This window comes from Caballeronia sp. BCC1704 (genome assembly GCF_902833455.1).
Lineage (GTDB): Bacteria > Pseudomonadota > Gammaproteobacteria > Burkholderiales > Burkholderiaceae > Caballeronia.
The window spans coordinates 1434569-1460330 of sequence record NZ_CADFFT010000001.1; the positions used below are offsets into that span (position 1 = coordinate 1434569).

At 63.8% G+C, this 25762-nt stretch carries 23 protein-coding genes; 14 read left to right on the plus strand and 9 right to left on the minus strand.

The annotated features are described in order from the left end of the window. Positions 1–29: 29 nt before the first annotated feature. The 3 genes from aceE (at position 30) to lpdA (ending at position 6664) form a co-directional block, all read left to right on the plus strand. Complete coding sequence (aceE, locus tag HWX53_RS06635; protein ID WP_175939988.1) at positions 30–2723, plus strand: pyruvate dehydrogenase (acetyl-transferring), homodimeric type; 2694 nt, start codon at positions 30–32, stop codon at positions 2721–2723. Between the two features lie 79 nt (positions 2724–2802). After that, positions 2803–4464, plus strand: coding sequence for a dihydrolipoyllysine-residue acetyltransferase (gene aceF / locus HWX53_RS06640; protein WP_175939989.1), 1662 nt, complete (start codon positions 2803–2805; stop codon positions 4462–4464). 112 nt (positions 4465–4576) lie between these two features. After that, a complete protein-coding gene (gene lpdA, locus HWX53_RS06645) occupies positions 4577–6664 on the plus strand; it encodes a dihydrolipoyl dehydrogenase (protein ID WP_175939990.1) in 2088 nt (695 codons plus the stop codon). 150 nt (positions 6665–6814) lie between these two features. Here lpdA and HWX53_RS06650 read toward each other — a convergent pair whose 3' ends face one another. Further along, a complete protein-coding gene (locus tag HWX53_RS06650; RefSeq protein ID WP_175939991.1) occupies positions 6815–7393 on the minus strand; it encodes a phasin family protein in 579 nt (192 codons plus the stop codon). A 695-nt stretch (positions 7394–8088) separates the two neighbouring features. Here HWX53_RS06650 and pbpG point away from each other — a divergent pair. Beyond that, on the plus strand, positions 8089–9264 hold the full coding sequence (gene pbpG / locus HWX53_RS06655) for a D-alanyl-D-alanine endopeptidase (protein ID WP_175939992.1): 1176 nt from the start codon (positions 8089–8091) through the stop codon (positions 9262–9264). 98 nt (positions 9265–9362) lie between these two features. Here pbpG and HWX53_RS06660 read toward each other — a convergent pair whose 3' ends face one another. Continuing rightward, positions 9363–10166, minus strand: a complete 804-nt coding sequence (locus tag HWX53_RS06660; RefSeq protein ID WP_175939993.1) for an IclR family transcriptional regulator — start codon at positions 10164–10166, stop codon at positions 9363–9365. A 136-nt stretch (positions 10167–10302) separates the two neighbouring features. On the opposite strand from HWX53_RS06660, the gene HWX53_RS06665 reads away from it, so the two are divergent. Further along, positions 10303–11037 (plus strand): (Fe-S)-binding protein, encoded by a 735-nt coding sequence (locus tag HWX53_RS06665; protein ID WP_175939994.1) that lies wholly within the window; start codon positions 10303–10305, stop codon positions 11035–11037. Between the two features lie 11 nt (positions 11038–11048). Further along, complete coding sequence (locus HWX53_RS06670) at positions 11049–12461, plus strand: lactate utilization protein B (RefSeq protein WP_175939995.1); 1413 nt, start codon at positions 11049–11051, stop codon at positions 12459–12461. A gap of 92 nt (positions 12462–12553) precedes the next feature. Here HWX53_RS06670 and HWX53_RS06675 read toward each other — a convergent pair whose 3' ends face one another. After that, on the minus strand, positions 12554–13084 hold the full coding sequence (locus tag HWX53_RS06675) for a hypothetical protein (RefSeq protein WP_175939996.1): 531 nt from the start codon (positions 13082–13084) through the stop codon (positions 12554–12556). A 260-nt stretch (positions 13085–13344) separates the two neighbouring features. Here HWX53_RS06675 and HWX53_RS06680 point away from each other — a divergent pair, with 260 nt between their 5' ends. Continuing rightward, positions 13345–13563: a hypothetical protein gene (locus HWX53_RS06680; protein ID WP_175939997.1), complete on the plus strand. Its 219-nt coding sequence runs from the start codon at positions 13345–13347 to the stop codon at positions 13561–13563. Between the two features lie 100 nt (positions 13564–13663). On the opposite strand, the gene HWX53_RS06685 is transcribed toward HWX53_RS06680, so the two are convergent. Continuing rightward, a complete protein-coding gene (locus HWX53_RS06685; RefSeq protein ID WP_175939998.1) occupies positions 13664–14863 on the minus strand; it encodes an amino acid aminotransferase in 1200 nt (399 codons plus the stop codon). Positions 14864–15238: 375 nt separating this feature from the next. On the opposite strand from HWX53_RS06685, the gene uvrB reads away from it, so the two are divergent. From uvrB to HWX53_RS06715, 6 genes are all read left to right on the plus strand, one after another. Beyond that, positions 15239–17335, plus strand: a complete 2097-nt coding sequence (uvrB, locus tag HWX53_RS06690; RefSeq protein WP_175939999.1) for an excinuclease ABC subunit UvrB — start codon at positions 15239–15241, stop codon at positions 17333–17335. 286 nt (positions 17336–17621) lie between these two features. Beyond that, positions 17622–18170: an iron transporter gene (locus HWX53_RS06695; RefSeq protein WP_175940000.1), complete on the plus strand. Its 549-nt coding sequence runs from the start codon at positions 17622–17624 to the stop codon at positions 18168–18170. Between the two features lie 69 nt (positions 18171–18239). Then, positions 18240–18569: a cupredoxin domain-containing protein gene (locus tag HWX53_RS06700; protein ID WP_175940001.1), complete on the plus strand. Its 330-nt coding sequence runs from the start codon at positions 18240–18242 to the stop codon at positions 18567–18569. A 72-nt stretch (positions 18570–18641) separates the two neighbouring features. Next, positions 18642–19493 carry an FTR1 family protein gene (locus tag HWX53_RS06705; protein WP_175940002.1) on the plus strand — a complete coding sequence of 284 codons (852 nt, stop codon included), beginning with the start codon at positions 18642–18644 and terminating at the stop codon, positions 19491–19493. A gap of 71 nt (positions 19494–19564) precedes the next feature. Then, positions 19565–20917 (plus strand): 4Fe-4S binding protein, encoded by a 1353-nt coding sequence (locus HWX53_RS06710; RefSeq protein WP_175940636.1) that lies wholly within the window; start codon positions 19565–19567, stop codon positions 20915–20917. Positions 20918–20941: 24 nt separating this feature from the next. Beyond that, entirely contained in the window at positions 20942–21355 is a 414-nt protein-coding gene (locus HWX53_RS06715; RefSeq protein WP_175940003.1) for a heme-binding protein, read from the plus strand. A gap of 230 nt (positions 21356–21585) precedes the next feature. Here the strand turns inward: HWX53_RS06715 and HWX53_RS06720 are convergent, their stop codons facing one another. The 4 genes from HWX53_RS06720 to HWX53_RS06735 form a co-directional block, all read right to left on the minus strand. Beyond that, on the minus strand, positions 21586–21831 hold the full coding sequence (locus HWX53_RS06720) for a hemin uptake protein HemP (protein ID WP_175940004.1): 246 nt from the start codon (positions 21829–21831) through the stop codon (positions 21586–21588). A 132-nt stretch (positions 21832–21963) separates the two neighbouring features. Beyond that, positions 21964–22452: an SRPBCC family protein gene (locus HWX53_RS06725; protein WP_175940005.1), complete on the minus strand. Its 489-nt coding sequence runs from the start codon at positions 22450–22452 to the stop codon at positions 21964–21966. A 33-nt stretch (positions 22453–22485) separates the two neighbouring features. After that, positions 22486–22893, minus strand: coding sequence for an OsmC family protein (locus HWX53_RS06730; protein ID WP_175940006.1), 408 nt, complete (start codon positions 22891–22893; stop codon positions 22486–22488). 126 nt (positions 22894–23019) lie between these two features. After that, positions 23020–23886, minus strand: a complete 867-nt coding sequence (locus tag HWX53_RS06735) for a pirin family protein (RefSeq protein WP_175940007.1) — start codon at positions 23884–23886, stop codon at positions 23020–23022. A 167-nt stretch (positions 23887–24053) separates the two neighbouring features. Here HWX53_RS06735 and HWX53_RS06740 point away from each other — a divergent pair, with 167 nt between their 5' ends. After that, entirely contained in the window at positions 24054–25016 is a 963-nt protein-coding gene (locus HWX53_RS06740; RefSeq protein WP_175940008.1) for a LysR family transcriptional regulator, read from the plus strand. 322 nt (positions 25017–25338) lie between these two features. Here the strand turns inward: HWX53_RS06740 and HWX53_RS06745 are convergent, their stop codons facing one another. Next, positions 25339–25761 (minus strand): biopolymer transporter ExbD, encoded by a 423-nt coding sequence (locus tag HWX53_RS06745; protein WP_175940009.1) that lies wholly within the window; start codon positions 25759–25761, stop codon positions 25339–25341. Between the last annotated feature and the right edge of the window lies 1 nt (position 25762).

Below are 25762 nucleotides of genomic sequence, written 5' to 3' on the forward strand. Positions count from 1 at the left end.
TAGAGCGTTCCTCACATCAGGAGACGAGCATGTCCGCTGTACCCGACGAAGTTCTCAAATATGTCGCCAATGCCAAGGACGACGATCCGCAAGAAACCGCCGAATGGCTCGAAGCACTGGATGGCGTGATTTCAGCGGTCGGCCCTGACCGCGCGCATTACCTGATCGAGAAACAGATCGAGTTCGCTCGCGTGCACGGCGAACACCTGCCGTTTTCGGCCAACACCCCGTACATCAACACGATTCCGGTCGCGTCGCAGGCGAAGATTCCGGGCGACCAGGACGTCGAGCACCGCATCCGTTCGTACACGCGTTGGAACGCCATCGCCATGGTGCTGCGCGCGGGCAAGGACACGAACGTCGGCGGGCACATCGCTTCGTTCGCGTCGGCCGCGACGCTCTATGACGTCGGCTTCAATCACTTCTGGCACGCGCCGTCCAAAGAACACGGCGGCGACCTCGTATTCGTGCAGGGTCACTCGTCGCCGGGCGTGTACTCGCGCGCGTTCCTGCTCGGCCGCCTGACTGAGAAGCAACTGGACAACTTCCGCCAGGAAGTGGGCGGCGAGGGCATCTCGTCGTATCCGCATCCGTGGCTGATGCCGGACTTCTGGCAGTTCCCGACCGTCTCCATGGGCCTCGGCCCGATCATGGCGATCTATCAGGCGCGCTTCATGAAGTACATGCAGGCGCGCGGCATCGCGAAGACGGAAGGCCGCAAGGTCTGGGCGTTCCTCGGCGACGGCGAAACGGACGAGCCGGAATCGCTCGGCGCGATCGGCATGGCCGGCCGCGAGCGTCTCGACAACCTCGTATTCGTCATCAACTGCAATCTGCAGCGTCTGGACGGCCCGGTGCGCGGCAACGGCAAGATCATCCAGGAACTCGAAAGCGAATTCCGCGGCGCGGGCTGGAACGTCATCAAGGTGATCTGGGGCAGCCGCTGGGACGCGCTCTTCGCCCGCGACAAGACGGGCGCGCTGATGCGCCGCATGATGGAAGTGGTCGACGGCGAATATCAGACATACAAGTCGGAGTCGGGCGCGTTCGTGCGCGAACACTTCTTCAACACGCCGGAACTCAAGGCGCTCGTCGCCGACTGGTCCGATGAAGACATCTGGAACCTGAACCGCGGCGGCCACGATCCGCACAAGATCTACGCCGCGTTCGACGCCGCCACGAAGACGAAGGGCGCGCCGACCGTCATCCTCGCCAAGACCATCAAGGGCTATGGCATGGGCGAGCACGGTCAGGCGATGAACATCACGCACCAGCAGAAGAAGCTGCCGATCGAGACGCTGAAGAAATTCCGCGACCAGTTCCGTCTGCCGATCAGCGACGAGCAGATCGTCGACGTGCCGTATCTCACGTTCGAGGAAGGCTCGAAGGAACTGGAATACATGCGCCAGAAGCGCATGGATCTCGGCGGCTATCTGCCGGCGCGCCGCCAAAAGGCGGAATCGTTGCCGGTGCCGGCGCTCTCCGCGTTCGAACCGCTCCTGAAGGGCACGGGCGAAGGCCGCGAAATCTCCACGACGATGGCGTTCGTGCGCGTGCTGAACATCCTGCTGAAGGACAAGGCCATCGGCAAGCGCGTCGTGCCGATCGTGCCCGACGAGTCGCGCACCTTCGGCATGGAAGGCCTCTTCCGCCAGATCGGCATCTGGAATCAGGACGGCCAGAAGTACATTCCGGAAGACTCCGACCAGCTGATGTTCTACAAGGAATCGGAGACGGGTCAGATCCTGCAGGAAGGCATCAACGAAGCTGGTGGCATGTGTGACTGGATCGCGGCCGCGACGTCGTACTCGACGCACGGCGAGATCATGATCCCGTTCTACATCTTCTATTCGATGTTCGGCTTCCAGCGCATCGGCGATCTGGCGTGGGCCGCGGGCGACATGCGTTCGCGTGGCTTCCTCCTGGGCGGCACCGCTGGCCGCACGACGCTCAACGGCGAAGGCCTGCAGCACGAAGACGGCCACTCGCTCTTGTGGGCGGCGTCGATCCCGAACTGCGTGAGCTACGACCCGACCTTCGGCTACGAACTCGCGGTCATCATGCAGGACGGCCTGCGCCGCATGGTGCAGGAGCAGGAGGACGTGTACTACTACATCACCGTGATGAACGAGAACTACGAGCATCCGGCGATCCCGCAAGGCGAGTCGGTCGCGGCCGACATCATCAAGGGCATGTACTCGTTCAAGAAAGCCGAGAGCGCAGGCAAGGCGCACGTCCAGCTGATGGGCGCGGGCACGATCTTCAACGAAGTGATCGCCGCCGCCGACCTGCTGAAGAACGACTGGGGCGTGTCCGCCGATCTCTGGAGCGTGCCGAGCTTCACCGAACTGGCCCGCGAAGGCCAGGCGTGCGAGCGCTACAACCTGCTGCATCCGACCGAAGAGAAGCGCGTGCCGCACGTGACGAAGCTGCTGAAGGACGCGCAGGGCCCGGTGATCGCGTCGACGGACTACATCCGCGCGCTCGTCGACCAGATTCGCGGCTATGTGCCGAACAAGTTCGTGGTGCTCGGCACCGACGGCTACGGCCGCTCGGATACGCGCGAGGCGCTGCGCCACTTCTTCGAAGTCGACCGCTACTGGGTCACGCTGGCGGCGCTCAACGCGCTCGCCGACGAAGGCACGATCGAGCGCAATGTCGTCGCTGAGGCGATCAAGAAGTACAACCTCGACCCGGCCAAACCCAACCCGATGACCGTCTAAAGGCATCGCCCCCGAGCGTTGTGACGCGGCCTCTTTCCGAAGCGGAAAGAGGCCGCGTGCAACCCAGGAGACACTAATAATGAGTCAAGCGATCGAAGTCAAAGTGCCGGACATCGGCGATTTCAAGGACATTCCGGTGATCGAAGTGCTGGTCAAGCCGGGCGATGTCGTTGAGCAGGAACAATCCCTCGTCACGCTCGAATCCGACAAGGCCACGATGGACGTGCCCAGTTCGTCGGCGGGCACGGTGAAGGAAGTCAAGGTCAAGGTGGGCGACAACGTCTCCGAAGGCACGCTCATCGTCGTGCTGGAAGGCGGCGCGAACGCAGCGGCGGCTGCGTCTGCCGCGCCTTCGAAAGAAGAAGCGCCCGCGCAAACGCAGACGCACTCGCAGCCCTCGCAGGCTTCGGGCGGCGGCGGATCGGTGGAAGTGAAGGTGCCGGATATCGGCGACTTCACGGACATTCCGATCATCGAGATCGCCGTCAAGGTCGGGGACAAGGTCGAGAAGGAACAGTCGCTCGTCACGCTCGAATCCGACAAGGCGACGATGGACGTGCCGAGCCCCGCAGCGGGCACAGTCAAGGAACTGAAGGTGAAGATCGGCGATACGGTGTCCGAAGGATCGCTGATTCTGGTGCTCGAAGGCGGCGAAAGCGGTGCTGCCGCAGCGCCAGCCGCAGCGGCGCCGAAGCAGGAAGCGCCGTCGCCGGCCGCAGCGCCGCCCGATGCGCCCGCGAAGCCCGCGCCCGCCAAGGAAGCGCCGTCCGCGCTCGCGCAAGCGCCCGTGATGCCGGCCGGCGACGGCACGCGCACGTCGAGCCACGCGTCGCCTTCGGTGCGCAAGTTCGCGCGTGAACTCGGCGTGGACGTGACGCGCGTGAACGGCACCGGTCCGAAGGGACGCATCACGCAGCAGGACGTCACCGCATTCGTGAAGGGCGTGATGACGGGGCAGGCCAAGGCGCCCGCCGCGGCAGCCGCGCCGGCGGGCGGTGGCGGCGGCGAGTTGGGCCTTTTGCCGTGGCCGAAGGTCGATTTCACGAAGTTCGGTCCAGTCGACCCGAAACCGCTTTCGCGCATCAAGAAGATCTCGGGCGCGAACCTGCATCGCAACTGGGTCATGATCCCGCACGTCACGAACAACGACGAAGCGGACATCACCGAGCTGGAAGAGCTGCGCGTCAAGCTGAACAAGGAAAACGAGAAAGCGGGCGTGAAGTTCACGATGCTCGCGTTCGTCATCAAGGCCGTGGTCGCGGCGCTTAAGAAGTTCCCGACCTTCAACGCGAGCCTCGACGGCGACAACCTCGTCTTCAAGAAGTACTACCACATCGGTTTCGCGGCCGACACGCCGAATGGCCTCGTCGTTCCTGTGATCCGCGATGCGGACAAGAAGGGCCTCGTCGATATCGCAAAGGAAATGGCCGAGCTGTCGAAGCTCGCCCGCGAAGGCAAGCTGAAGCCGGACCAGATGCAGGGCGGCTGCTTCTCGATCTCGTCGCTGGGCGGCATCGGCGGCACGCACTTCACGCCGATCATCAACGCGCCGGAAGTGGCGATCCTCGGGTTGTCGCGCGGCCAGCAAAAGCCGGTGTGGGACGGCAAGCAGTTCGTGCCGCGTCTCACGCTGCCGCTCTCGCTGTCGTACGACCATCGCGTGATCGACGGCGCGGAAGCCGCGCGCTTCAACGCGTATCTGTCGGCGATTCTGGCGGATTTCCGTCGCGTGATTCTTTGATCGCGGCGCGCGTTCGGGCTTGCCCGTCCGAACGCGCGGCCCAGCCGACGGCGGAACCGCGCGCGCTCTCAAGCGCGTTCCGGTTCCATCCGCTCTTCTCTTAGGGGACACCATGAGTCTCGTCGAACTAAAAGTACCCGACATCGGCGACTTCTCCGATGTCGATGTCATCGAAGTCAATATTCAGCCCGGCGACGTCATCGAAAAGGAACAGGGCGTCATCACGCTCGAAACCGACAAGGCGACGATGGAAGTGCCCGCCGACGTGGCAGGCACCATCAAGGAAGTGAAGGTCAAGCAGGGCGACAAGGTTTCGCAAGGCTCGGTCATCGCGATGGTCGAGACCGAAGGCGCGGCGGCCGGGTCGGGCGCGCCGGCCGGCGGGGCGCCGAAGGAAGCGTCGACGGCCCAGCCCGCTCCCGCTGCGCCCGCGGCTTCCGGCGGCGGCACGCAGGACGTGAAGGTGCCGGATATCGGCGACTTCACGGACATTCCGATCATCGAAATTCACGTGAAGCCGGGCGATACGGTCGAGAAAGAACAGTCGCTCATCACGCTGGAATCCGACAAGGCGACGATGGACGTGCCTTCGCCCGCAGCCGGCACCGTCAAGGAACTGAAGGTGAAGGTGGGCGATAACGTCTCGGAAGGCACGCTCATCCTGACGCTCGAAGGCCAGGGCGGCGGCACGACCTACGTGCCGACGAACCCCGCGGCCGCCGCGCCGCAACCGGCCGAGAAGGCGACCGCCGCGCCCGCGCCGCAAGCGGGCAGCTATTCGGGCTCGGCGGATATCGAGTGCGAAATGCTCGTGCTCGGCGCCGGCCCCGGCGGCTACTCGGCGGCGTTCCGTTCCGCCGATCTCGGCATGAAGACCGTGCTCGTCGAACGTTATTCGACGCTCGGCGGCGTGTGTCTGAACGTCGGCTGCATTCCGTCGAAGGCGCTCTTGCACACCGCGCTCGTCATGGATGAAACACACGAGCTCGCCGAACACGGCATCAGCTTCGGCAAGCCGACCATCGACCTCGACAAGCTGCGCGGCTTCAAGGAAGGCGTCGTCAAGAAGCTGACGGGCGGCCTCGCGGGCATGGCGAAGGCGCGCAAGGTGCAGGTGGTGACGGGCGTCGGCACGTTCGTCGATCCGCATCACATGGAAGTGCAGGGCGCGGACGGCAAGAAGGTCGTCAAGTTCCAGAAGGCGATCATCGCGGCGGGCTCGCAGGCGGTAAAGCTGCCGTTCTTCCCGGATGACCCGCGCGTGGTCGATTCCACCGGCGCGCTGGAGTTGCGTCAGTTGCCCAAGCGCATGCTGGTGGTGGGCGGCGGCATCATCGGTCTGGAAATGGCCACCGTCTATTCGACGCTCGGCGCAGAGATCGATGTCGTCGAAATGCTCGACGGCCTGATGATGGGCGCGGACCGCGATCTCGTGAAAGTGTGGGAGAAATTCAACGCCAAGCGTTTCGCGAACGTCATGCTGAAGACGAAGACCACGAAGGCCGAAGCGAAGGAAGACGGCATCTACGTGACCTTCGAAGGCGAGAAGGCGCCGGCGGAGGCGCAACGCTACGACCTCGTGCTGTTGTCGGTCGGCCGCACGCCGAACGGCGGCAAGATCGGCGCGGACAAGGCGGGCGTCGCGGTGACGGAGCGCGGCTTCATCAACGTCGACAAGCAGATGCGCACGAATGTCGAGCACATCTTTGCGATCGGCGATCTCGTCGGCCAGCCGATGCTCGCACACAAGGCCGTGCACGAAGGTCACGTCGCGGCGGAAGCGGCGCACGGCGAAAAGGCGTACTTCGACGCGATGCAGATTCCGTCGGTGGCGTACACCGATCCGGAAGTGGCGTGGGCGGGCAAGACCGAGGACCAGTGCAAGGCCGAAGGCATCAAGTACGGCAAAGCGGTGTTTCCGTGGGCCGCGTCGGGCCGCGCGATCGCCAATGGCCGCGACGAGGGCTTCACCAAGCTGATCTTCGATGAAGAAACGCATCGCGTGATCGGCGGCGGCATCGTCGGCCTGAACGCGGGCGATCTGATCAGCGAAGTGTGCCTCGCGATCGAGATGGGCGCGGATGCGACCGATATCGGCCGCACGATTCACCCGCACCCGACGCTCGGCGAGTCGATCGGCATGGCGGCCGAGCTTTACGAGGGCGTCTGTACGGACCTGCCGCCGCAGCGCAAGAAGTAAGGCAGTCCGCGGTCAGATGTGAGAAAGGCGCGTTTCCCTTGGCGGGAACGCGCCTTTTTATTTGGCGTGACGAGTCGTCGGGGCAAAGAAAAACCCGGCCGCAGCCGGGTTTTTCGCACAACGCTTAACGCTCGAACACTCGATTCGAACTTAGGCGACCGTCGGGCGCTTTGCAGCGCGGGCAGCTTGTTCCGTCGCTTGCGTGGCAGCCTTCGTCGCGGCCGTGGCGGCTGCGTTGAAGTTGCTCTCGGCGATTTCGACAGCTTGCTTCGTTGCCTTGTGAACCGTTTCGTACGTCGTGTTGGCGGCGGTGATAGCCGACTTCATCACGGCGACGGCCGTTTCCGAACCAGCGGGCGCGTTCTTCGCGACGTTGTCGACGAGTGCCTGCACCTTGCGGTTCTGCTCTTCGTATTGCGCTTCGGCGACACGGGCGAACTCGGCCTGCGTGGCCGACGCGATTTCATACAGGTGACGGCCGTACGACAGCACCTTCTCGGCGACCGGCTGCGTCAGGCTGGCTTGCAGCGCGAGCAGTTCTTGCGCGTCCTTCACGGACAGCGCGCGCTGAGCGTTTTCCTGGCCTTCGGCGAGCGTCGACTTGACGACTTGCAGGTTCAGCTCGACGAGCTTTTCCACGCCTTCGAACGCTTTGTTCGTCAGACCGAACAGCGTGTCGAAGTTGGCTTTCTGTGCAGCGGCGATTTGTTCGGGGGTCAGTAGGGTCATCTCAGGCTCCTGATTGCCGACCCATCATGGCGGGTCGTGGCTTGGTGGATGCAGCGAAGTGCTGCTAGTTGGTGCTACTTCTATTGGTGCGTCGCAACATGAAGCCCATTTTAGAGATATTCTTAGTGATGTCAAGCAGTTTTTGTGCATTGCACAATCGTTGCGAAGACGTTGTGAATCATGGACTTAAGTAATCGACGTTGGCACAGTGACCGGCACTGCGGAAAACCCCTGCACCGCATCCGAACGCTTAGAGCAGGTGCGTGAGCGACGCCGGTGCGCGCCACGCGTCGCAGCCGACTAAGACGATTCGTGCATCCGTCCTATTTTTAGGATGCCGCCGTACACCAAATTGTTGAAGAACCGTTAACATTTCGACTGTTGATCGGACGCTCCTGATGCCTCGCAGCATCGAGGCCAGTTCGAGAGCGGATTGCACCTTTCATCAGTTCAGCGCTCAAGGTTCAGAAGAATTTGCCGATAACGCGTGAGTCGTGTCGTACAAAAGCGCGTTCTCAGCGGCATTCGGTCTGCAGAAAGCGATCGTTTTTTCCGATCGCGTTTCGCGATGTGTCAGAAACAAGCAATCAACGCTTACAACTCAGTTTAACGAGCGTCGATAAGTGCTTAATATTGCTTAAATTTCGCAGCTTCACTACACTTGGCGGTACTCTCAGCCGCCCAACAGAACACTAATGAAAACCGAAATGTTTTCGTCGCTAAAAGTGGTGCACGGCGTGGCATTGCGCTCAGCTTTGTCCCTCGCCGTATCACTGGCTGTAGCGACATCGTTTGCAGCGGCTCCGGCTGAAGCCCTCGCCAAATCCGCCACCGTCACCCATCACAAGAAGTCCGCTACCGAAGAAAAGACCGCTGGCCGCGCTCGTGTCGCGAAGGCGGGCAAGTCGGCGCGCGCCGCGAAAGTCGCCGCAGCCGGCGATGACGACGACGCGCCGAAGGTCTCGCGCAAGCATCGCGTGAACTACCGGATGGACCCCCACGCGCGCCGGTCCGCCGTGCATGCGGTGGCGTATCAGCCGCGCGCCACGTCGGTCGGTCAGGCGTTCGGCCTGCACGACACGGCGGATAGTCTCGCGCTGCGTTCGAGCGTGGCCTACGTGGTCGACCAGGACACGTCCGAGACGCTCTTCGACAAGAACTCGCGCGCCGTCGTGCCCATCGCGTCGATCACGAAGCTGATGACCGCCATGGTCGTGCTCGACTCGCACATGCCGCTCACCGACGAAATCACGGTGACGGACGAAGACCGCGATTACGAGAAGTACACCGGCTCGCGGCTTTCCGTCGGCTCGGTGCTGAATCGCGAAGACATGCTGCACATCGCGCTGATGGCGTCTGAAAACCGCGCCGCGGCCGCGCTGTCGCGCTATTACCCCGGCGGGCGTCCCGCGTTCATCGCGGCGATGAACGCGAAGGCGAAGTCGCTCGGCATGACTGACACGCACTTCGAGAATTCCACCGGGCTCACGAGCCTCAACGTCTCGAGCGCGCGTGATCTCGTCAAGATGGTGAACGCGGCGTATCAGTATCCGCTGATCCGCAAGTTCTCCACGGACCGCAGCTACGACGTCTTCACCGGCAAGCGCACGCTCGCGTACAACAGCACCAACGCGCTGGTGCGTAACGCGTCGTGGGACATCGGCTTGCAGAAGACGGGCTTCATCAACGAAGCGGGCGAGTGCCTTGTCATGCAGGCAAACGTGCACGGGCGCCCCGTCATCATGGTGCTGCTCGATTCGTACGGGAAGTACTCGCGTTTCGCCGATGCAACCCGTCTGCGCACGTACCTCGATACGCTCGGCGAGCCGCGCATCATGAGCGCCGACATGGGCGGCGGCGCGAACCCGTGATCGCGTAAGCAAAGTTAGCGGTCAGCGCAGCAGTCAGCGGCCAAATAAAAGCCGGATTCGTCGAAAGACGAATCCGGCTTTTTCGTTCGATCCCGCGATCAACGCTGCGGCTGATGCGCCTCGCCCGGCTGGTGTTCCTGATAGCCGAGCGACCGCGAGATCTCCAGCGCGGTATGGCTCAGCTGCTTGAGCCAGGCGTCCTGAAGCCGGTCGGCCGGCGCGGACAGCGACAAACCCGCGACGAGCCGTCCCGTGTCGTCATAGATGCCTGCCGCGATGCAGCGCACGCCCAGCTCGAGTTCCTCGTTGTCGCGCGCGCACGACTGCTGCCGCACGAACGACAGCTCGCGCTCGAGCTTGGCCAGATCCGTGATGCTGTTCTGCGTGTGCCCCGACAGGCCGGTGCGCATCGCGTAGGCGCGCACGCGGGCGGCTTCGTCGGCGGCGAGAAAGAGCTTGCCGACCGACGTCAGATGAAGCGGCGCCCGCCCGCCGATCGCGCGAACCACCTGCATGCCCGAGCGCTCCGAATACGCGCGCTCGATATACACGATCTCATCGCCCTGACGGACCGAGAGATTCACGGTCTGCCCGGTCTGGCGGTGCAGCTCGCGCATCGGCGACATGGCCGCTTCGCGCACGGAAAGCCGCGCTTTCACGAGATTGCCGAGTTCGAGCAGGCGCATGCCGAGCCGGTAGGTGCCCGGATCGGAACGGTCGACCAGCCGGCACAGCACCATGTCGTTTAGGATGCGGTGCGCGGTGGAAGGGTGCAGCCCCGTGTTGTGCGAGAGTTCCTTCAGGCTGACCGGATCGGTATGATCGGCGAGGGCGTCCAACAGGCTCATCATGCGCTCGATGACCTGAATGGAGGTTTTTGATTCCGGGTTCGTATCGCTCATCGTTTGAATCGGTTGATGCGTCAAACAGCGGAAGATCGATTGTATCTCATAATGTGAAAAGAAGGCGGGTTCGGAAACAGCCGAGCGTCGGTGGATAATGGCCGCGCTTTCGCATCCACTCAAACAAGGAAACGCCATGCGGGTCGGTTTATTCGTGACGTGTCTCATCGATATGATGCGGCCGGAGATCGGTTTCTCCGTCATCAAGCTGATCGAGCGCGCGGGCTTCGAGGTCAGCGTGCCGCCCGCGCAGACGTGCTGCGGTCAGCCTGCCTACAACTCCGGCGACCGCCGCCTCGCCCGCGATCTGGCCGAAAAAACCCTGCGCGAATTCGAGCAGTTCGATTACGTGGTGGTGCCGTCGGGGTCGTGCGGCGGGACGATCCGCGCGCACTACGGAGACCTGTTCCGCGACGATCCCGAACTCATGAACCGCTATTCGCGCTTGCAGCCGCGCGTGTTCGAACTGACCGATTTTCTCGTGACGGTCGCGAAAGCGCGCATGGAACCGGGCGTCTTCGACGGCATCGTCACGTATCACGATGCCTGCTCGGGCTTGCGCGAACTCGGCGTGAAGTCGCAACCGCGCGAACTGCTCGCGCAGGCCGGCGTGCCGGTGAAGGAGATGGCCGGCTGCGAGCACTGCTGCGGCTTCGGCGGCACCTTCGCGGTGAAGTACGGCGACATTTCGACCGCGATCGTCGACGAGAAGTGCGCGAACATCAAGGCGAGCGGGGCGGAGGCGGTCGTGCTCGGCGACCTCGGCTGCATGCTCAACATCGAAGGCCGCCTGCGCCGCACCGGCGACACCACGACGCGCGTGCTGCATATCGCGCAGGTGCTCGCCGGCGATGCGCAGCGCCTCACCTGAGAGCCAGACACATGCAAGTACAGACGATGCACTTCAAGGCGCGCGCCGGCAGCAAGCTTGCCGACGACCGGCTTCAGCACAATCTCACCAAGCTCTCGACCAAGTTCGTCAGCGCGCGGGCGAGCGCCGTGCGCGACATCGACTTCGACGCCACGCGGGCGGCGCTCAAGGAACGGCGCAACCGCGCGCTCGAGAACCTCGACGTGTGGCTCGAAACCTTCGAGCGCGAGGCGATACGGCGCGGCGCGACGGTGCTTTACGCCGAATCGACGGCGGACGCGGCGCGTCTTGTCGCCGACATCGCCCGGGAGCATGGCGTGAAGAAGGTCATCAAGACGAAGTCGATGGTGTCCGAGGAGATGCAGCTCAACCGCGTGCTCGGCGAGATGGGCGTGCAGTCCATCGAGACGGATCTCGGCGAATACATCCTGCAGATCAACGACAACGAGCCGCCGAGCCACATCATCGCGCCGGTGGTGCACAAGGATAAGGACGAGATCGCCGACCTGTTCGCGAAGACGCATGACCGGCCGCGCCTGACCGATATTCCCGCGATGACGCGCGAGGCGCGCGAAGTCCTGCGGCCGCATTTCATGACGGCCGACATGGGCGTGACGGGCGGCAACTTCCTGATCGCGGAGACGGGATCGGTCGCGGTCGTGACGAACGAAGGCAACGAAGGCATGTGCACCGTCATGCCGCGCGTACACGTCGCGGTGACGGGCATCGAAAAGATTCTGCCGACGCTCGAAGATCTCGCCACGGCCATGCGCTTGCTGCCGCGTTCGGCGACCGGCCAGACCATCTCGAACTATTTCTCGCTGCTGACCGGCCCGCGCGCGCCCGGCGAGACGGACGGGCCGGAGCATATGTATTTCGTGCTCGTCGACGGCGGGCGCACCGGGCTCATCGGCGGCGACTTCCAAGAGATGCTGCGCTGCATTCGCTGCGGCGCGTGCATGAATCATTGCCCGGTCTACCAGAAAGTCGGAGGACACGCGTACGGCTGGGTGTATCCCGGGCCGATGGGGTCGGTGCTCACGCCGGCGTATGTGGGCATCGACAAGGCGCTGGACCTGCCGCAAGCCGCGACGCTCTGCGGCGAATGCAATAGCGTGTGCCCGGTGGGCATTCCGATCTCGGACCTGCTTCGCAAACTGCGCGAAAAGCAGATGGAGCGGCGGCTGCGGCCGTGGACCGAACGCGCGGCGCTCGCGGCGTGGGGTTATCTGGCGATGCGGCCCGCTGCGTATGCGCTGCTGACCAAACTGATGGTGCGCGTGCTGGAACGCGCGGGCGGCAGCCGGAAGGCGATCTCGCGTTTGCCGTTCGGCGCGGGGTGGACCGCCACGCGCGATATGCCCGCGCCAGTCGGCCGCACGTTCCGGGAGTTGTATAAGGCGCAGGGGTCGCACATCGGCTGATTGGTCGGTCGACTCATCGCGCAAAAGGGAAGGCCGCGCCGGATCGCGTGATCCGGCGCGGCCTTTTTGATTTCGCGCTTGATCAGTGCTCGCTAGCCGCCGGTGCGCCCGAGGAAGCCGCGCTGATCGGCTCCGCCTCGACCGACTTCACCGCGGCCGCCCGCAGGCGCCGGGGCGGGGCCGGGCTGTGGCGGCCGCGGCCGCGCGCCGCCGACCGCCTGCGGCAGCGGCCCACCGCCGCCGCCATGCGGCGGGCCGCCAGCTTGCGGATTTCCACCGCCGCCATGCTGTGGCGGACCGCCGGCTTGTCCCTCGTGACCCGGCGGCGGACCGCCGTGGTAACGGCCGCCGTCGTTCCATCCGCGCGGAGGGGCGTGGCGCCAGCCAGGGCCATCGTCCCAGTAGCGTCCGGGGCCGGGGTAATAGCCGCCGCCGCCGTAGTAGCCGCCCTGGACCACGACGCCGGGCTGCACCACCGGGCCGCCGTATCCATATCCGTAGGGGTCGTAACCGGGCTCGCCGTACGGGGCGGGATAGCCGCCGTAAGTGGAACCATCGGGATAGGCTGCGCAGCCGCCGAGCAGCAGCGCAGACGAGAAAACAAGCAATCCAGCGACTTTCATGACGGTTGAGCGTTTCGTTGCAAGCATGTTTCATGAGACATCAGCTTGATGCCAATGTCCCTAAGAACTTTGTAAGGTTTTATGACGGCCGTTGCACTTTTTCGTACGGCGGAGCGTCAGGCCGGCGCCTTGCTTGTTGTCCTTCGCGCAACGGACTTTCGCTCATAGCCGGCTTTTTAAGAGATGGACGATTCCGTACCATTCGTACCGTCGATAAGTGGGCGAATCTGCCCGCTCCGGCATCCAATGAAGGTAGTCCCATGAGAAAGAAAATATCGACCTACTGGCCTCTCGCGGTGTTGTTGCTCGCCGCGCTGACCGTATGCATGCACGCGCAGGAGCGCGAGTCCGCCGCCGTGCGTCACAAGCAACCGGGCGTCGCGAGCGTGAGCGCGGAATTGGCCCGCGCGATTTCCTACGGTCTCGTCGAATCGGACGAAGCGGCGCCCGCTGTCGGCCCGGCTTCCCGCGCGCTCTGACCGCTCCGGCCACTATGGCCGTCCACGCGGCGCACAAAAAATGGCGTCTTTCATGCGAAAGACGCCATTTGTGTTTTGAGCGATCGAGCGATAACGCCGCTTACTTCAGCACGCTGGCGACCGCGTTAGCGACGACATCGAGATTGCGCGTGTTCAGCGCAGCCACGCAGATGCGGCCCGTGCTCACCGCATAGATGCCGAACTCCTCGCGCAGGCGATCGACCTGAGCGGCCGTCAGCCCCGAGTACGAGAACATGCCGCGCTGCTTGTCGACGAACGAGAAGTCGCGGTCCACGCCCGCCGCCTTCAGACGCTGGACGAGGCCGTTGCGCATCGCGCGAATGCGGTCGCGCATTTCGCCGAGCTCCTGCTCCCACGTCGCGCGCAGTTCGGGCGATGCCAGCACGGCCGCGACGATCGAGCCGCCGTGCGTCGGCGGATTCGAATAGTTGGTGCGGATCACGCGCTTCAGTTGCGACAGCACGCGCGCCGATTCTTCCTTGCTCGCGGTGATGATGCTCAATGCGCCGACGCGCTCGCCATACAGCGAGAACGACTTCGAGAACGACGACGACACGAACACGTTCAGTCCGGCCGCGGCAAAGAGGCGCACGGCGGCGGCATCGGCCTCGATGCTCTCGCCGAAACCCTGATACGCGATGTCGAGGAACGGCACCAGATTGCGGGCCTTCACCACTTCGACGACCTGCGCCCACTGCGCGTCGGTCAGATCGACGCCCGTCGGGTTATGGCAGCACGCGTGCAGCACGACGATCGTGCCCGCCGCGTAGCCGTTGAGCGCGGCCAGCATGCCTTCGAAGTTCACGCCGTGCGTCGCGGCGTCGTAGTACGGATAGTTGACGACCTCGAAGCCCGCGCCTTCGAACAGCGCGCGATGGTTTTCCCAACTCGGATCGCTGATCGCGACGATCGCGTTCGGGTTCATGCGCTTCAGAAAGTCGGCGCCGATCTTCAGCGCGCCCGTGCCGCCGAGCGCCTGCGCCGTGACGACGCGGCCGTCTGCGATCAACGGCGAGTCTTTTCCGAGCAGCAGCGATTGCACGGCGGCGTCATACGCGGCGATGCCGTCGATCGGCAGATAACCACGCGGCAGCGCAGCCTCGACGCGAGCTTTTTCCGCCTCGCGCACGGCGCGCAGCAGCGGAATCTTGCCTTCTTCATTCGTGTACACGCCGACGCCGAGATTGACTTTGGTCGGGCGCGGATCGGCGTTGAAGGCTTCGTTGAGGCCCAGAATCGGGTCGCGGGGGGCGAGTTCGACGGCAGAAAAAAGGGACATGATCTATCGGCAGTGTGGAAAGGACAGGCTGCGGCAAATGCGGACGGCGGTCGCGCGGCGACGAATGCGGCGCGTGGGCATCGACGGCGGTGCGCGGTTCAGAAAACGCTCGCGCGCCGTTCAGCCCAGTCGCACATTGTATCGAATCCGTCGCATCTTTTCGGCGCGCAGTGGCGAGAACGCGCGTGCTTTTTACCGGTTCGGTCGCAAGGCGCCCGGCGAGCGCCGAGAAAGCGCTTGAGATCGCCCGGACGAGCCCAATGTGCATTTTCATACGCGTCATTCCGACGCCCTTTTCGCACCCGTCCGGGCGCCGCGCCAGTTTTGCGGCAGCCGCTAGAATAAGTGTTTGTCCCGGCGAAGACTCCGTTTCCCATGTCCGATACCCTCATCGAAGCGCCCGACGCACTGGACGAGTCGAAGTTCGTCACCTTCGACGGCTCGCCGTTTCAGCTCTATCAACCGTATCCGCCCGCCGGCGACCAGCCCGACGCCATCGCGACGCTCGTCGAAGGCGTCGAGGACGGCCTCTCGTTCCAGACGCTGCTCGGCGTCACGGGCTCCGGCAAGACCTTCACGATGGCCAACGTCATCGCGCGGCTCGGCCGGCCGGCCATCGTCTTTGCGCCGAACAAGACGCTCGCCGCGCAGCTCTACGCGGAATTCCGCGAGTTCTTCCCGCGCAACGCGGTCGAGTACTTCGTCTCGTACTACGACTATTACCAGCCGGAAGCGTACGTGCCGCAGCGCGATCTTTTCATCGAGAAAGATTCGTCGATCAACGAGCACATCGAACAGATGCGGCTCTCGGCCACCAAGAGCCTTCTGGAGCGGCGCGACGTGGTGATCGTGGCGACGGTGTCGGCGATCTACGGTATCGGCAATCCGTCCGAGTATCACAAGATGATTCTGACGCTGCGCACGGGCGACAAACTCGGCCAGCGCGACATCATCGCGCGGCTGATCGCGATGCAGTACAACCGCAACGAAGCGGACTTCCAGCGCGGCACGTTCCGCGTGCGCGGCGACACCATCGACATCTTTCCGGCGGAACATGCGGAAATGGCCGTGCGCGTCGAGCTGTTCGACGACGAGATCGAGGCGATGCAGCTCTTCGATCCGCTCACCGGGCGGGTGCGCAACAAGATTCCGCGCTTCACGGTGTATCCGTCGTCACATTACGTGACGCCGCGCGACACCGTGATGCGCGCCATCGAGACGATCAAGGAAGAACTGCGCGACCGGCTGGAGTTTTTCCACCGCGAGGGCAAGCTCGTCGAGGCGCAGCGGCTCGAACAGCGCACGCGTTTCGACCTGGAAATGCTTCAGGAACTCGGGTTCTGCAAGGGCATCGAAAACTATTCGCGGCACTTCTCGGGCGCCGCGCCCGGCGAGCCGCCGCCGACGCTCGTCGATTACTTGCCGCCCGACGCGCTGATGCTTCTGGACGAATCGCATGTGCTGATCGGTCAGTTGAACGGCATGTACAACGGCGACCGCGCGCGCAAAGAGAATCTCGTCGATTACGGCTTCCGTATGCCGTCCGCGCTCGATAACCGGCCGCTCAAGTTCAACGAGTTCGAGCGCAAGATGCGTCAGGCGATCTTCGTCTCGGCGACGCCCGCCGACTACGAGCAGAAGAAGGCGGGGCAGGTCGCCGAACAGCTCGTGCGACCGACGGGCCTCGTCGATCCGGAGATCGAAGTGCGGCCCGCGCGCTCGCAGGTGGACGACGTGCTCTCGGAGATCAACGCGCGCGTGGCCGCGCAGGAGCGCGTGCTCGTCACCGTGCTGACCAAGCGGATGGCGGAGCAGTTGACCGAGTTCCTCTCGGATCACGGCGTGAAAGTGCGCTACTTGCACAGCGATATCGACACGGTCGAGCGCGTCGAGATCATCCGCGACTTGCGGCTCGGCACCTTCGACGTGCTCGTCGGCATCAACTTGCTGCGCGAAGGGCTGGATATCCCGGAAGTGTCGCTCGTCGCGATTCTCGACGCCGACAAGGAAGGCTTCCTGCGCGCCGAGCGTTCGCTGATCCAGACCATCGGCCGCGCCGCGCGGAACGTGAACGGCAAGGCGATTCTCTATGCCGACAACATGACCGACTCGATGAAGCGCGCCATCGACGAAACCGAGCGGCGGCGCGCGAAGCAGATCGCGCATAACCAGGCGATGGGCATCACGCCGCGCGGCGTCGAGAAGCGCATCAAGGACATCATCGACGGCGTCTACAGCGCCGACGAAGCGCGCGCCGAGCTGAAGGAAGCGCAGGCGCGGGCCAAGTTCGAGGACATGAGCGAGAAGCAGATCGCGAAGGAAATCAAGCGCCTCGAAAAGCAGATGATGGATCACGCCAAAAACCTCGAATTCGAAAAGGCGGCGCAGACCCGCGACCAATTGGCGCTCCTGCGTCAGCGCGTGTTCGGCGCGAACGTGGGCGATCACGTGAGCGGGATCGGCGGCAAATGAGCGTCGGGGAAGGCGGCGAGGCTGGAATTCGCCGCCTTCCATGACTTCCGCGACCGTCCGTGAAAGCCGCCCGACAGGCGAAAACCCTTACCAGCATTAGTCTCATTCACTCCGTCAAATTGTTCGCCGCATCAAACGATGCTAAACTGACAAACATTGAGAATGGTTCGCATTAACGTTACGCGGGAACGCGGTGGGTCACCGGAAACGTCGATGCAGCCGTCTCGTGGCACGGCAGCGCGAAGCAACGCCGCACGCGCCGACCGATAACAAGAAAGGAGTGTGTTTGATGGTTTCAACGTTGACGCGCGGCCTCGTCGCCGCCGCTGGTCTCACGGCAATGATGGCGGCCTCGGCTGCCGAATATCCGATCGGCAAGCAGCACATCGAAGGCGGCATGGAAACGGGAGCCGTCTATCTCCAGCCGATCACGATGGCGCCCGAAGGCATGATGCGCAAGGCGTCGGATTCGGACATCCATCTGGAAGCCGACATCCACGCGGTCAAGAACAATCCGACCGGTTTCGCCGAAGGCGACTGGATGCCGTACCTGAACGTCACGTACGAACTGAGCAAGGTCGGCACGACGCAGACGATCAAGGGCGACCTCATGCCGATGGTCGCGAGCGACGGCCCGCACTACGGCGACAACGTCAAGCTGTTCGGGCCGGGCAAGTATCACCTGAAGCTGCATGTCTCGCCGCCGTCGGAGACGGGCCATATGGCGTTCGGCCGTCACACCGACAAGGAAACGGGCGTCGGCGCGTGGTTCAAGCCGTTCACCATCGAGTACGACTTCCCGTTCGCGGGCATCGGCAAGAAGGGCGGCTATTAAGCAGTTCGCTCGCTTTGCGCGCCCGGCGTGTCGCATGCAGGCGGGCGCGTGCATCTTCGGGAAGGAAGAATGAACTCGAAAATTCAGGCAGTTGCGCTCGCGTTGTCCGTGCTGGCCGGCACGGCGAGCGCGGCCGATCTGCCGACGTTCAAGCTGGAAATGAACGACGGTAAGCTGAACCCGGCGCGCATCGAGGTGCCGGCGGGACAGCGCATCAAGATCGAAGTGCACAACGTGGGCAAGGGCGCGGCCGAGTTCGAAAGCGTGCAGTTGCGCAAAGAGAAAGTGCTGGCGCCGGGCGCGGATTCGTTCGTGGTGATCGCGCCGCTGGATCCGGGCGAGTACAAGTTCTTCGACGATTTTCATCAGACGGCGCAAGGCGTGATCGTCGCGAAGTGATGATTGAGCCGCGCGGCGCTTCTCGGTAGGCATCGCGCGGCCGATACAGCAGAACGGGCAGGGAGTTTCGATATGGGGCAGGTACTTTTCATCGTGTGGCGGGAAAGCGTCGAGGCGCTTCTCGTCGTCGGCATTCTGTACGCGTGGCTCAAGAACGGCGATCATCAGGCGCGTCGCGGCCTGCCTTATCTGTGGTTCGGCGTCGTGGCGGGATTGCTCGCGGCGGTCGGCCTCGGGGCAGCGTTGATCGGCTTCACCGAAGTCCTCTCCGGCAATGCTCAAAACTACTTTCAGACGGCGATGGTGCTCGTCGCGTGCGTGCTGATCGTGCAGATGGTGCTGTGGATGAAGCGCCACGGCCGCACGTTGAAACGCGACATGGAAACGTCGCTGCAAAAGACCACGCAGGACGGCCACTGGTGGGGCATCGCGCTGCTCGTCGCGCTCGCCATCGCGCGTGAAGGCAGCGAAACCGCCGTGTTCCTGTACGGCGTCGGCTTCGGGCAAACCGGGCACGTCGCGGCTTCGCAGTATGCGGCCATCATCATCGGGTTCGGGCTTGCGCTGCTGACCTTCTACGTGCTTCAGCTCGGCGGCAAGGTGTTCTCATGGCGCGCGTTCTTCCGCGTGACCGAGATCATGTTGCTGTTCCTCGCCGCGGGTCTCTTCGAGACGGGCGTCGACAAGCTGATCGACATGGAAGTGCTGCCCGTCATCGTCAATCAGATGTGGAACACGTCCGCCATTCTCGACGACTCCGGCACCTTCGGCTCGCTCGTCGCGACGCTCACGGGGTATCGCGCGCATCCGGCGGGCATGAACATCGTCGCGTATGCGGTGTACTGGATCGTGATCTATCTCCTGTTGCGCCGCTCGAATAGCCAGATGGCGCAGAAACAGAAGGCGGCCGGACGCCCGGCATGAGCTCCTCGATGCAACAAAGCGTGCAACCCGATACGCAAGCCCAGAGCCGGCTGCAGCAAGCCGGCCACTGGATGCAACGGCACGGCAGCGTGATCCGCGGAATTCAGTGGGTCGTCGTTGCCGTGTATGCGTTTCTGATCATCGTTCCGGCCGTGCTGCCGCTGCCCGACGGCTCCGCGCATCTCTGGAACAACCTGACGCTCGCGGCGCAGTTCGTGTTCTGGGGCATCTGGTGGCCGTTCGTGCTCCTGTCGATGGTCATGCTCGGCCGCGTGTGGTGCGGCGTGCTGTGTCCCGAAGGCGCGCTGACCGAGTTCGCGAGCCGCTTCGGCCGCGGGCGCGCGATTCCGCACTGGATGCGCTGGGGCGGCTGGCCGTTCGTCGCGTTCGGACTCACGACCATCTACGGCCAGATGGTCAGCGTCTATCAATATCCGAAGGCCGTGCTGCTCGTGCTCGGCGGCTCGACGGTCGCGGCGATCATCATCGGCCTGCTGTACGGCCGCGAGAAGCGCGTGTGGTGCAAGTATCTGTGCCCGGTCAACGGCGTGTTCTCGCTGCTCGCGCGTCTCGCGCCGTTCCACTACAAGGTCAGCGAAGACGCGTGGCGCCGCTCTTACAAGCAGGGCGAACACGGGCACCGCGTCATTCCGATCAACTGCGCGCCGCTCGTGCCGCTGCGCAACATGAAGGGCGCCGCGGACTGCCACATGTGCGGCCGTTGCAGCGGTCATCGCGATGCGATCGCGCTGACGTGGCGCTCGCCCGCCGAGGAAGTCGTGAAGCTCGGCGACAAGGCGGCGAATCCGTGGGACACCGCGCTGATTCTCTATGGCCTGCTCGGCATTGCCATCGGCGCGTTCCACTGGACGGTGAGCACGTGGTTCGTCGATCTGAAGCAGCTTTTCGCGGGCTGGCTGATCGATCACAACATCCTCTGGCCGCTCGACACCAACGCGCCGTGGTTTCTGTTCACGCATTATCCGGAACAGAACGACGTCTTCTCGTGGCTCGACGGCACGATGGTCGTCGGCTATATCCTCGCGACGGCGCTCGTCTATGGCACGACGCTGCTCGCGCTCATCACAATGGGCGCGCGCATGCTCGGCAAGCTGAACGCGACGCGCGTGCATCATCTGACGCTCGCGCTGATTCCGATCGCGGGCGTCGGCGTGTTCCTCGGTCTTTCGGCGACGACGGTTTCGCTTCTGCGCGCCGAGCACGTGCCGCTGTGGTGGGTCGCGGACTTGCGGCTCGCGCTTCTGGCCATCGCAAATGTGTGGAGCGCGTGGCTCGCGTGGCGCGTGACCGGGCGCTATGCGTCGACGCCTGGTCCCCGGCTCCTTTCGATGCTATGGTTGATCGCAGCGCTGGCCGTGGCGGACAGCGCCTGGTACCTGATGTTCTGGGGCTTTTCCCGATAACGCCAGCACGCGAGGGCGCGCCAAGTGAGAACCAAACCCGCATTGACCGACGATGACGTGTTAGCCATGGCCGCCGCCGCCGAGACGCACGCGAAGCATCACAACTGGAACGTGACCATCGCCATCGTCGATGACGGCGGGCATCTGCTGCATCTGCATCGGCTGGAAGGAGCGGGCGCGAGCACGGTGGACATGGCGACGGGCAAGGCGCGCACGGCCGTGCTCGGCCGCCGCGAGACGAAGGTCTACGAAGACACCATCAAGCAGGGGCGCACCGCGTTCCTCTCCGCGCCGATGACGGCGATGCTCGAAGGCGGCGTGCCGATTTTCGTCGGCACGGATATCGTCGGGGCGGTCGGCGTCTCGGGCGTGAAGTCGGATCAGGACGCGCAGATCGCGCGCGCGGGCATCGCGGCGTTGGGAATCGAGAACGTCTGAGTTCGCGGTTGATCGCAGATAGAAAAACGGCGCCGTCTCGCAAGAGATCGCGCCGTTTGTTTAAGCGTTGGAGCGGCAAAAAAACGGCTTCGCTGGCTACCGACGACTGGCTGGTGTTTGCACGAAGGGGTCTAAATTCTCGCGTGCAAGTCGTCCTTGCTGGCTAAGGCCAAACACCTCTTGGCGAGGTGGTCCCCACAATACCCGGTACGTCCTGCTGTTCTTTCGCGCTACTTCGTCAGGATGAGCTTGCCCAGACGCGTCGCGCGCAGTTGATACGTTTCCCCGTTATGCACGATGGCGACATGGCTGCGGCCTTGCAGCAGCGCGTCGCTGCGCAGCGACCGTTCGCCGTTGGCATCGTTCGCCGGGACGCGCTCCGCCGCCTCTGTCGCAGCCTTGGGGCGAGTGATGGCCGCGTCGCGAGCAAGCGGGCGGCGCAGCCTGAGCGTGGTGGATCGCGGCGTGTCGGTCATGTCGGTCGTGTCGGTCGGAAAGTGCTGTCGTTGATTCGTTGGACCCATAGTAAATGATAACTATTCCTATTTGCAACTAAGGCTTTCCGATGGAAACGCGGCTTCCGATAGCCGCGCTTCATCCGTCGTGTGTCAGTGCAGCGGACTTTCGCCGGTGCGCCCGTGCGCGTACTGGCGTATGAGCCGCACGGTATCGATATCCGACTCGCGATACGCCGATTTCACGATCTCCTGCGTCTGCCGTTCGTCGGGCGTGGAGTTCTCGCTCTCGGGCAGCGTCGTGCTGTAGGTGAAGCGCAGGAAAAGCTGCATGGCGTCGGGCTGCTCGATAGCCATCGTGAGCGAGCCGCCGACGTGCTCGGCAGTCGGCAGGATGTCGTAGCGCACGCTGTTGCGCGGATCGAGCGTCACGCGGTCTCGCACCACGGCCTGACCGTAGTGCAGCTCGCGCTCCATCACATCGCCCTCGCGGAAGAGGATCGCGCAGCTATCGAGGCCCAGCACGAAAAGCTGCGGCTGTTCCGCGCGCAGCACGAGGCCTTCCCACAGTTGCTCGCGCGTCAGCGAGTCGACGAGCGGGTTCGTCGGATCGTTAATCTGGATCAGGTGTTCGAAATTCAAGACGACGTTTCCTTGGACGTTCGTGACGCCCGGTCACACCGGTTCGGCGGGAACGAGCCCCGAGTCGATGCGAATGGCACCGACGAGAACCTTGTGCATCGGGCAGGCATTGGCAATTTGCAAAAGACGTTCCCGTTGCGCTTCGTCGAGCGGGCCGTCCAGCGAGATGCGGCGGTCGATCACGGTGCCGTCCGCCGTGGTGTTCATCGACAGCTCGACGCGCAGCGATTCGAGCGGCCAGCCCTTGCGCTTCGCGTACATGCGCAGCGTGATGGACGTGCATGCGCCGAGGCTCGACAACAGGAGCGACGACGGCTGCGGCGCCGAATCCGCGCCGCCGAGACTGGCCGGCTCGTCGGCGAACCACGTATGCGTGCCGTCTTCGAGGCGGGTTTCGTAATCGGCGCTGCCGATGGTGGCGGTCACGACGGGAGCGGACATGCGCGTTTCCTCGGGTTTATCGATGACGAGCGCGAAAAAACGGCGCCGGCCGAACGGTCATTGTGACGCAATGTACCCGTTCTTGCCGCGCCGTCGCGCATTATTTCAACACTACGATACGCCCGCTCAGTGCGCGATCGCGCCCATGCGGCCCGCCTGAAAGTCGATCACGGCCTGGCGAATCTCGTCTTCCGTGTTCATCACGAACGGGCCATAGCGCACGACCGGCTCCTTCAGCGGCACGCCGCCGAACAGCAGCACTTCGGCGGGCTCGTCTCCTGCGGCGAGCGTGATCGTATCGGCATCGTCGCGGAAGATGATCATCTGCTGCGCGCGCACCGGCTGGCGCTGCGGACCGTACAGCGCGGTGCCCGAGAGGCCGTACGCGAACACGCGAAAATCGCGCGGCACGCGATGCTCGATGGTCGCGCCCGGTTGCAGCGAGAAGTGCTGATACAGGATGGGCGTGCGCGTTTCGATCGCGGCCTTCACGCCGAGCGCTTCGCCCGCGATCACTTTCACGCGCACCTTGCCGTCCTCGCTCGTCGCCACAGGAATGCGTTCGGACGGGATCTCCTGGTAATGCGGCGCGATCATCTTGTCGCGCTTGGGCAGATTCACCCACAGTTGCAGCCCGTGCACGCGCCCGCCGCGCTGCGCGAACGCTTCGCCCGGCATTTCGCTATGCACGACGCCCGCGCCGGCGGTCATCCATTGCACGTCGCCCGGACGCAGCGTGCCGGAATGCCCCGCCGAATCCTTGTGGCCGAACTCGCCTTCGAGCATGTACGTCACCGTTTCGAAGCCGCGATGCGGGTGGTCCGGCGCGCCTTTCGCCTCGCCGGGCGCGTAGTCGATCGGGCCCATCTCGTCGAGCAACAGGAACGGATCGAAGTCCATCAGAAGGCGTGTCGGAAACGGGCGATGCACGACGAATCCGCCGCCTTCGACGGTGCGCATGGCGGGAATGATGCTCGAAATGGTGCGGCTCATGATGTTTTGCCTCGCTTCGCCATTAGGGGAATAGCGATAAATGTGAAACACGAAGCTATTATATGAGCCGTATTTGTGGGTAAAAGACGCCGCAGCGCAATGGATTGTCCTGCTGCGATAAACGAACCGGCCTCGCGCCGGCGACAACAGCCAGAGCCGCACACGCCATGACATCCGATTCGCACGATCTCAACGATCTGATGTACTTCTCGCACGTCGTCGAACACGGCGGCTTTTCCGCGGCCGAGCGCGTGCTGGGCATTTCGAAGTCGCGGCTGTCGCGGCGCGTGTCGGAACTGGAGGCATCGCTCGGCGTGCGGCTCTTGCAGCGGTCCACGCGCAAACTTGCGCTCACCGAAGCAGGACAACTGTTCTACCAGCACTGCCAGGCGATGCTCGCCGAGGCGCAGGCCGCCGTCAATGTGGTGCAGAGCCTGCGCGATTCGCCGCGCGGCACTGTGCGCGTGAGCGTGCCCGTGACCATCGCGCAGACCTTCCTCGCGGCTGTCATGCCCGACTTCATGCATCGCTACCCGGAAGTGCGCGTCGTGTTGCGCGTGACGAACCGCGTCGTGGATCTCTTCGAGGACGCCATCGACGTCGCGCTGCGCGTGCGCTCGGAGCCGCCCGCGAGTTCCAACGTCGTCGCGCGGCCGCTGTGGCGCACGCAGCAGATGCTGGTTGCCGCGCCCTCGCTGCTGAAGCCCAACGCGCCGCCGATGAGCGTCGCGGACCTCGCGCAATACGACACGCTCGACATGCCATCGGCGGACGGGCGGCACGTGTATCGCCTCATCGCGCCCGACGGCACGCGTCACGAGTTCGAGCACGAACCGCGGCTCGTGACGGCCGACCTCTCAATGATTCGCGAAGCCGTGATGCGCGGCGTCGGCATCGCGGCGTTGCCTGAGATGATGTACGGCGCGCCGCTCCGAAGCGGGCAACTCTCGCCCGTGATGCCCGGCTGGACCTTTCCGACGCCGCAGCTTTACGCCGTGTTCCTGTCGCGGCAGGGCATGGTCCCGGCTATTCGCGCGTTCGTCGATTTTCTCGTCGAATGCATCGACGACGGCAAGCGCTTTCCCGGCGAATGTCCGGTCATCGAGCCTGCCGAGCAGGAGACGGTGTAGCATCGCTTCAGACATTGAAGCACGCGTTTGCGATGCAGAGATTCAATCGCACGGAATCTTGTACGGCAAAATCGGCGGCGTTATATTGAGGTCTCTTTCGCTAAGGAGCTTCTTATGCGAAAACTGACGGCTACTCTGATAGTTAGCCTGATAGGGCTGATGGCGCTGTCCGTGTCGACCACGGCTGCCGCATGTGACGGTTCTGGCGGCTCAGGGTATTCGAGCCCGAAGTAATCGTCTTGCCCGAATGCGCCGAGTGCGCACGAAAAAAGGCCTTCATCCGACGATGAAGGCCTTTTGCTTTTTGCGCGTTGCCGGCCGCTTATTTGGCGCTCTTCGGCTGCGTCACGAAACCGATCTTCGACAAGCCGCCCGCCTGCGCGGCGGACATCACATCGGCGACGCGCTCGTACGGCACCTTGCGATCCGCACGCAAGTGCAGTTCCGGCTGCGGCGTCTCTTTCGACGCCTGCGCAATACGCGCGTCGAGCGCTGCGTCGTCGATCTTCTGGTCGTTCCAGAGAATCGTGCCGTCGGCCTCTATCGCGACGTCCACATGCGCGGGCTTTTCGTCCTGCGGCTGGCTGCTCGCGTGCGGCAAGTCGATCTTCACCGCGTGATGCATCGCGGGAATGGTCACCAGAAAAATAATGAGGAGAACGAGCATGACGTCGACGAGCGGCGTCATGTTGATCTCGCTCATCATGCCGTCGTCTTCGTCGCCGGCGAATGGGCTCATGGCCATG

Coding starts and splice junctions, on each gene's coding strand:
- aceE (WP_175939988.1), top strand. CDS start 30: ATGTCCGCTGTACCCGACGAAGTTCTCAAATATGTCGCCAATGCCAAG.
- aceF (WP_175939989.1), top strand. CDS start 2,803: ATGAGTCAAGCGATCGAAGTCAAAGTGCCGGACATCGGCGATTTCAAG.
- lpdA (WP_175939990.1), top strand. CDS start 4,577: ATGAGTCTCGTCGAACTAAAAGTACCCGACATCGGCGACTTCTCCGAT.
- HWX53_RS06650 (WP_175939991.1), bottom strand. CDS start 7,393: ATGACCCTACTGACCCCCGAACAAATCGCCGCTGCACAGAAAGCCAAC.
- pbpG (WP_175939992.1), top strand. CDS start 8,089: ATGAAAACCGAAATGTTTTCGTCGCTAAAAGTGGTGCACGGCGTGGCA.
- HWX53_RS06660 (WP_175939993.1), bottom strand. CDS start 10,166: ATGAGCGATACGAACCCGGAATCAAAAACCTCCATTCAGGTCATCGAG.
- HWX53_RS06665 (WP_175939994.1), top strand. CDS start 10,303: ATGCGGGTCGGTTTATTCGTGACGTGTCTCATCGATATGATGCGGCCG.
- HWX53_RS06670 (WP_175939995.1), top strand. CDS start 11,049: ATGCAAGTACAGACGATGCACTTCAAGGCGCGCGCCGGCAGCAAGCTT.
- HWX53_RS06675 (WP_175939996.1), bottom strand. CDS start 13,084: ATGAAAGTCGCTGGATTGCTTGTTTTCTCGTCTGCGCTGCTGCTCGGC.
- HWX53_RS06680 (WP_175939997.1), top strand. CDS start 13,345: ATGAGAAAGAAAATATCGACCTACTGGCCTCTCGCGGTGTTGTTGCTC.
- HWX53_RS06685 (WP_175939998.1), bottom strand. CDS start 14,863: ATGTCCCTTTTTTCTGCCGTCGAACTCGCCCCCCGCGACCCGATTCTG.
- uvrB (WP_175939999.1), top strand. CDS start 15,239: ATGTCCGATACCCTCATCGAAGCGCCCGACGCACTGGACGAGTCGAAG.
- HWX53_RS06700 (WP_175940001.1), top strand. CDS start 18,240: ATGAACTCGAAAATTCAGGCAGTTGCGCTCGCGTTGTCCGTGCTGGCC.
- HWX53_RS06705 (WP_175940002.1), top strand. CDS start 18,642: ATGGGGCAGGTACTTTTCATCGTGTGGCGGGAAAGCGTCGAGGCGCTT.
- HWX53_RS06710 (WP_175940636.1), top strand. CDS start 19,565: ATGCAACGGCACGGCAGCGTGATCCGCGGAATTCAGTGGGTCGTCGTT.
- HWX53_RS06720 (WP_175940004.1), bottom strand. CDS start 21,831: ATGACCGACACGCCGCGATCCACCACGCTCAGGCTGCGCCGCCCGCTT.
- HWX53_RS06730 (WP_175940006.1), bottom strand. CDS start 22,893: ATGTCCGCTCCCGTCGTGACCGCCACCATCGGCAGCGCCGATTACGAA.
- HWX53_RS06735 (WP_175940007.1), bottom strand. CDS start 23,886: ATGAGCCGCACCATTTCGAGCATCATTCCCGCCATGCGCACCGTCGAA.
- HWX53_RS06740 (WP_175940008.1), top strand. CDS start 24,054: ATGACATCCGATTCGCACGATCTCAACGATCTGATGTACTTCTCGCAC.
- HWX53_RS06745 (WP_175940009.1), bottom strand. CDS start 25,761: ATGGCCATGAGCCCATTCGCCGGCGACGAAGACGACGGCATGATGAGC.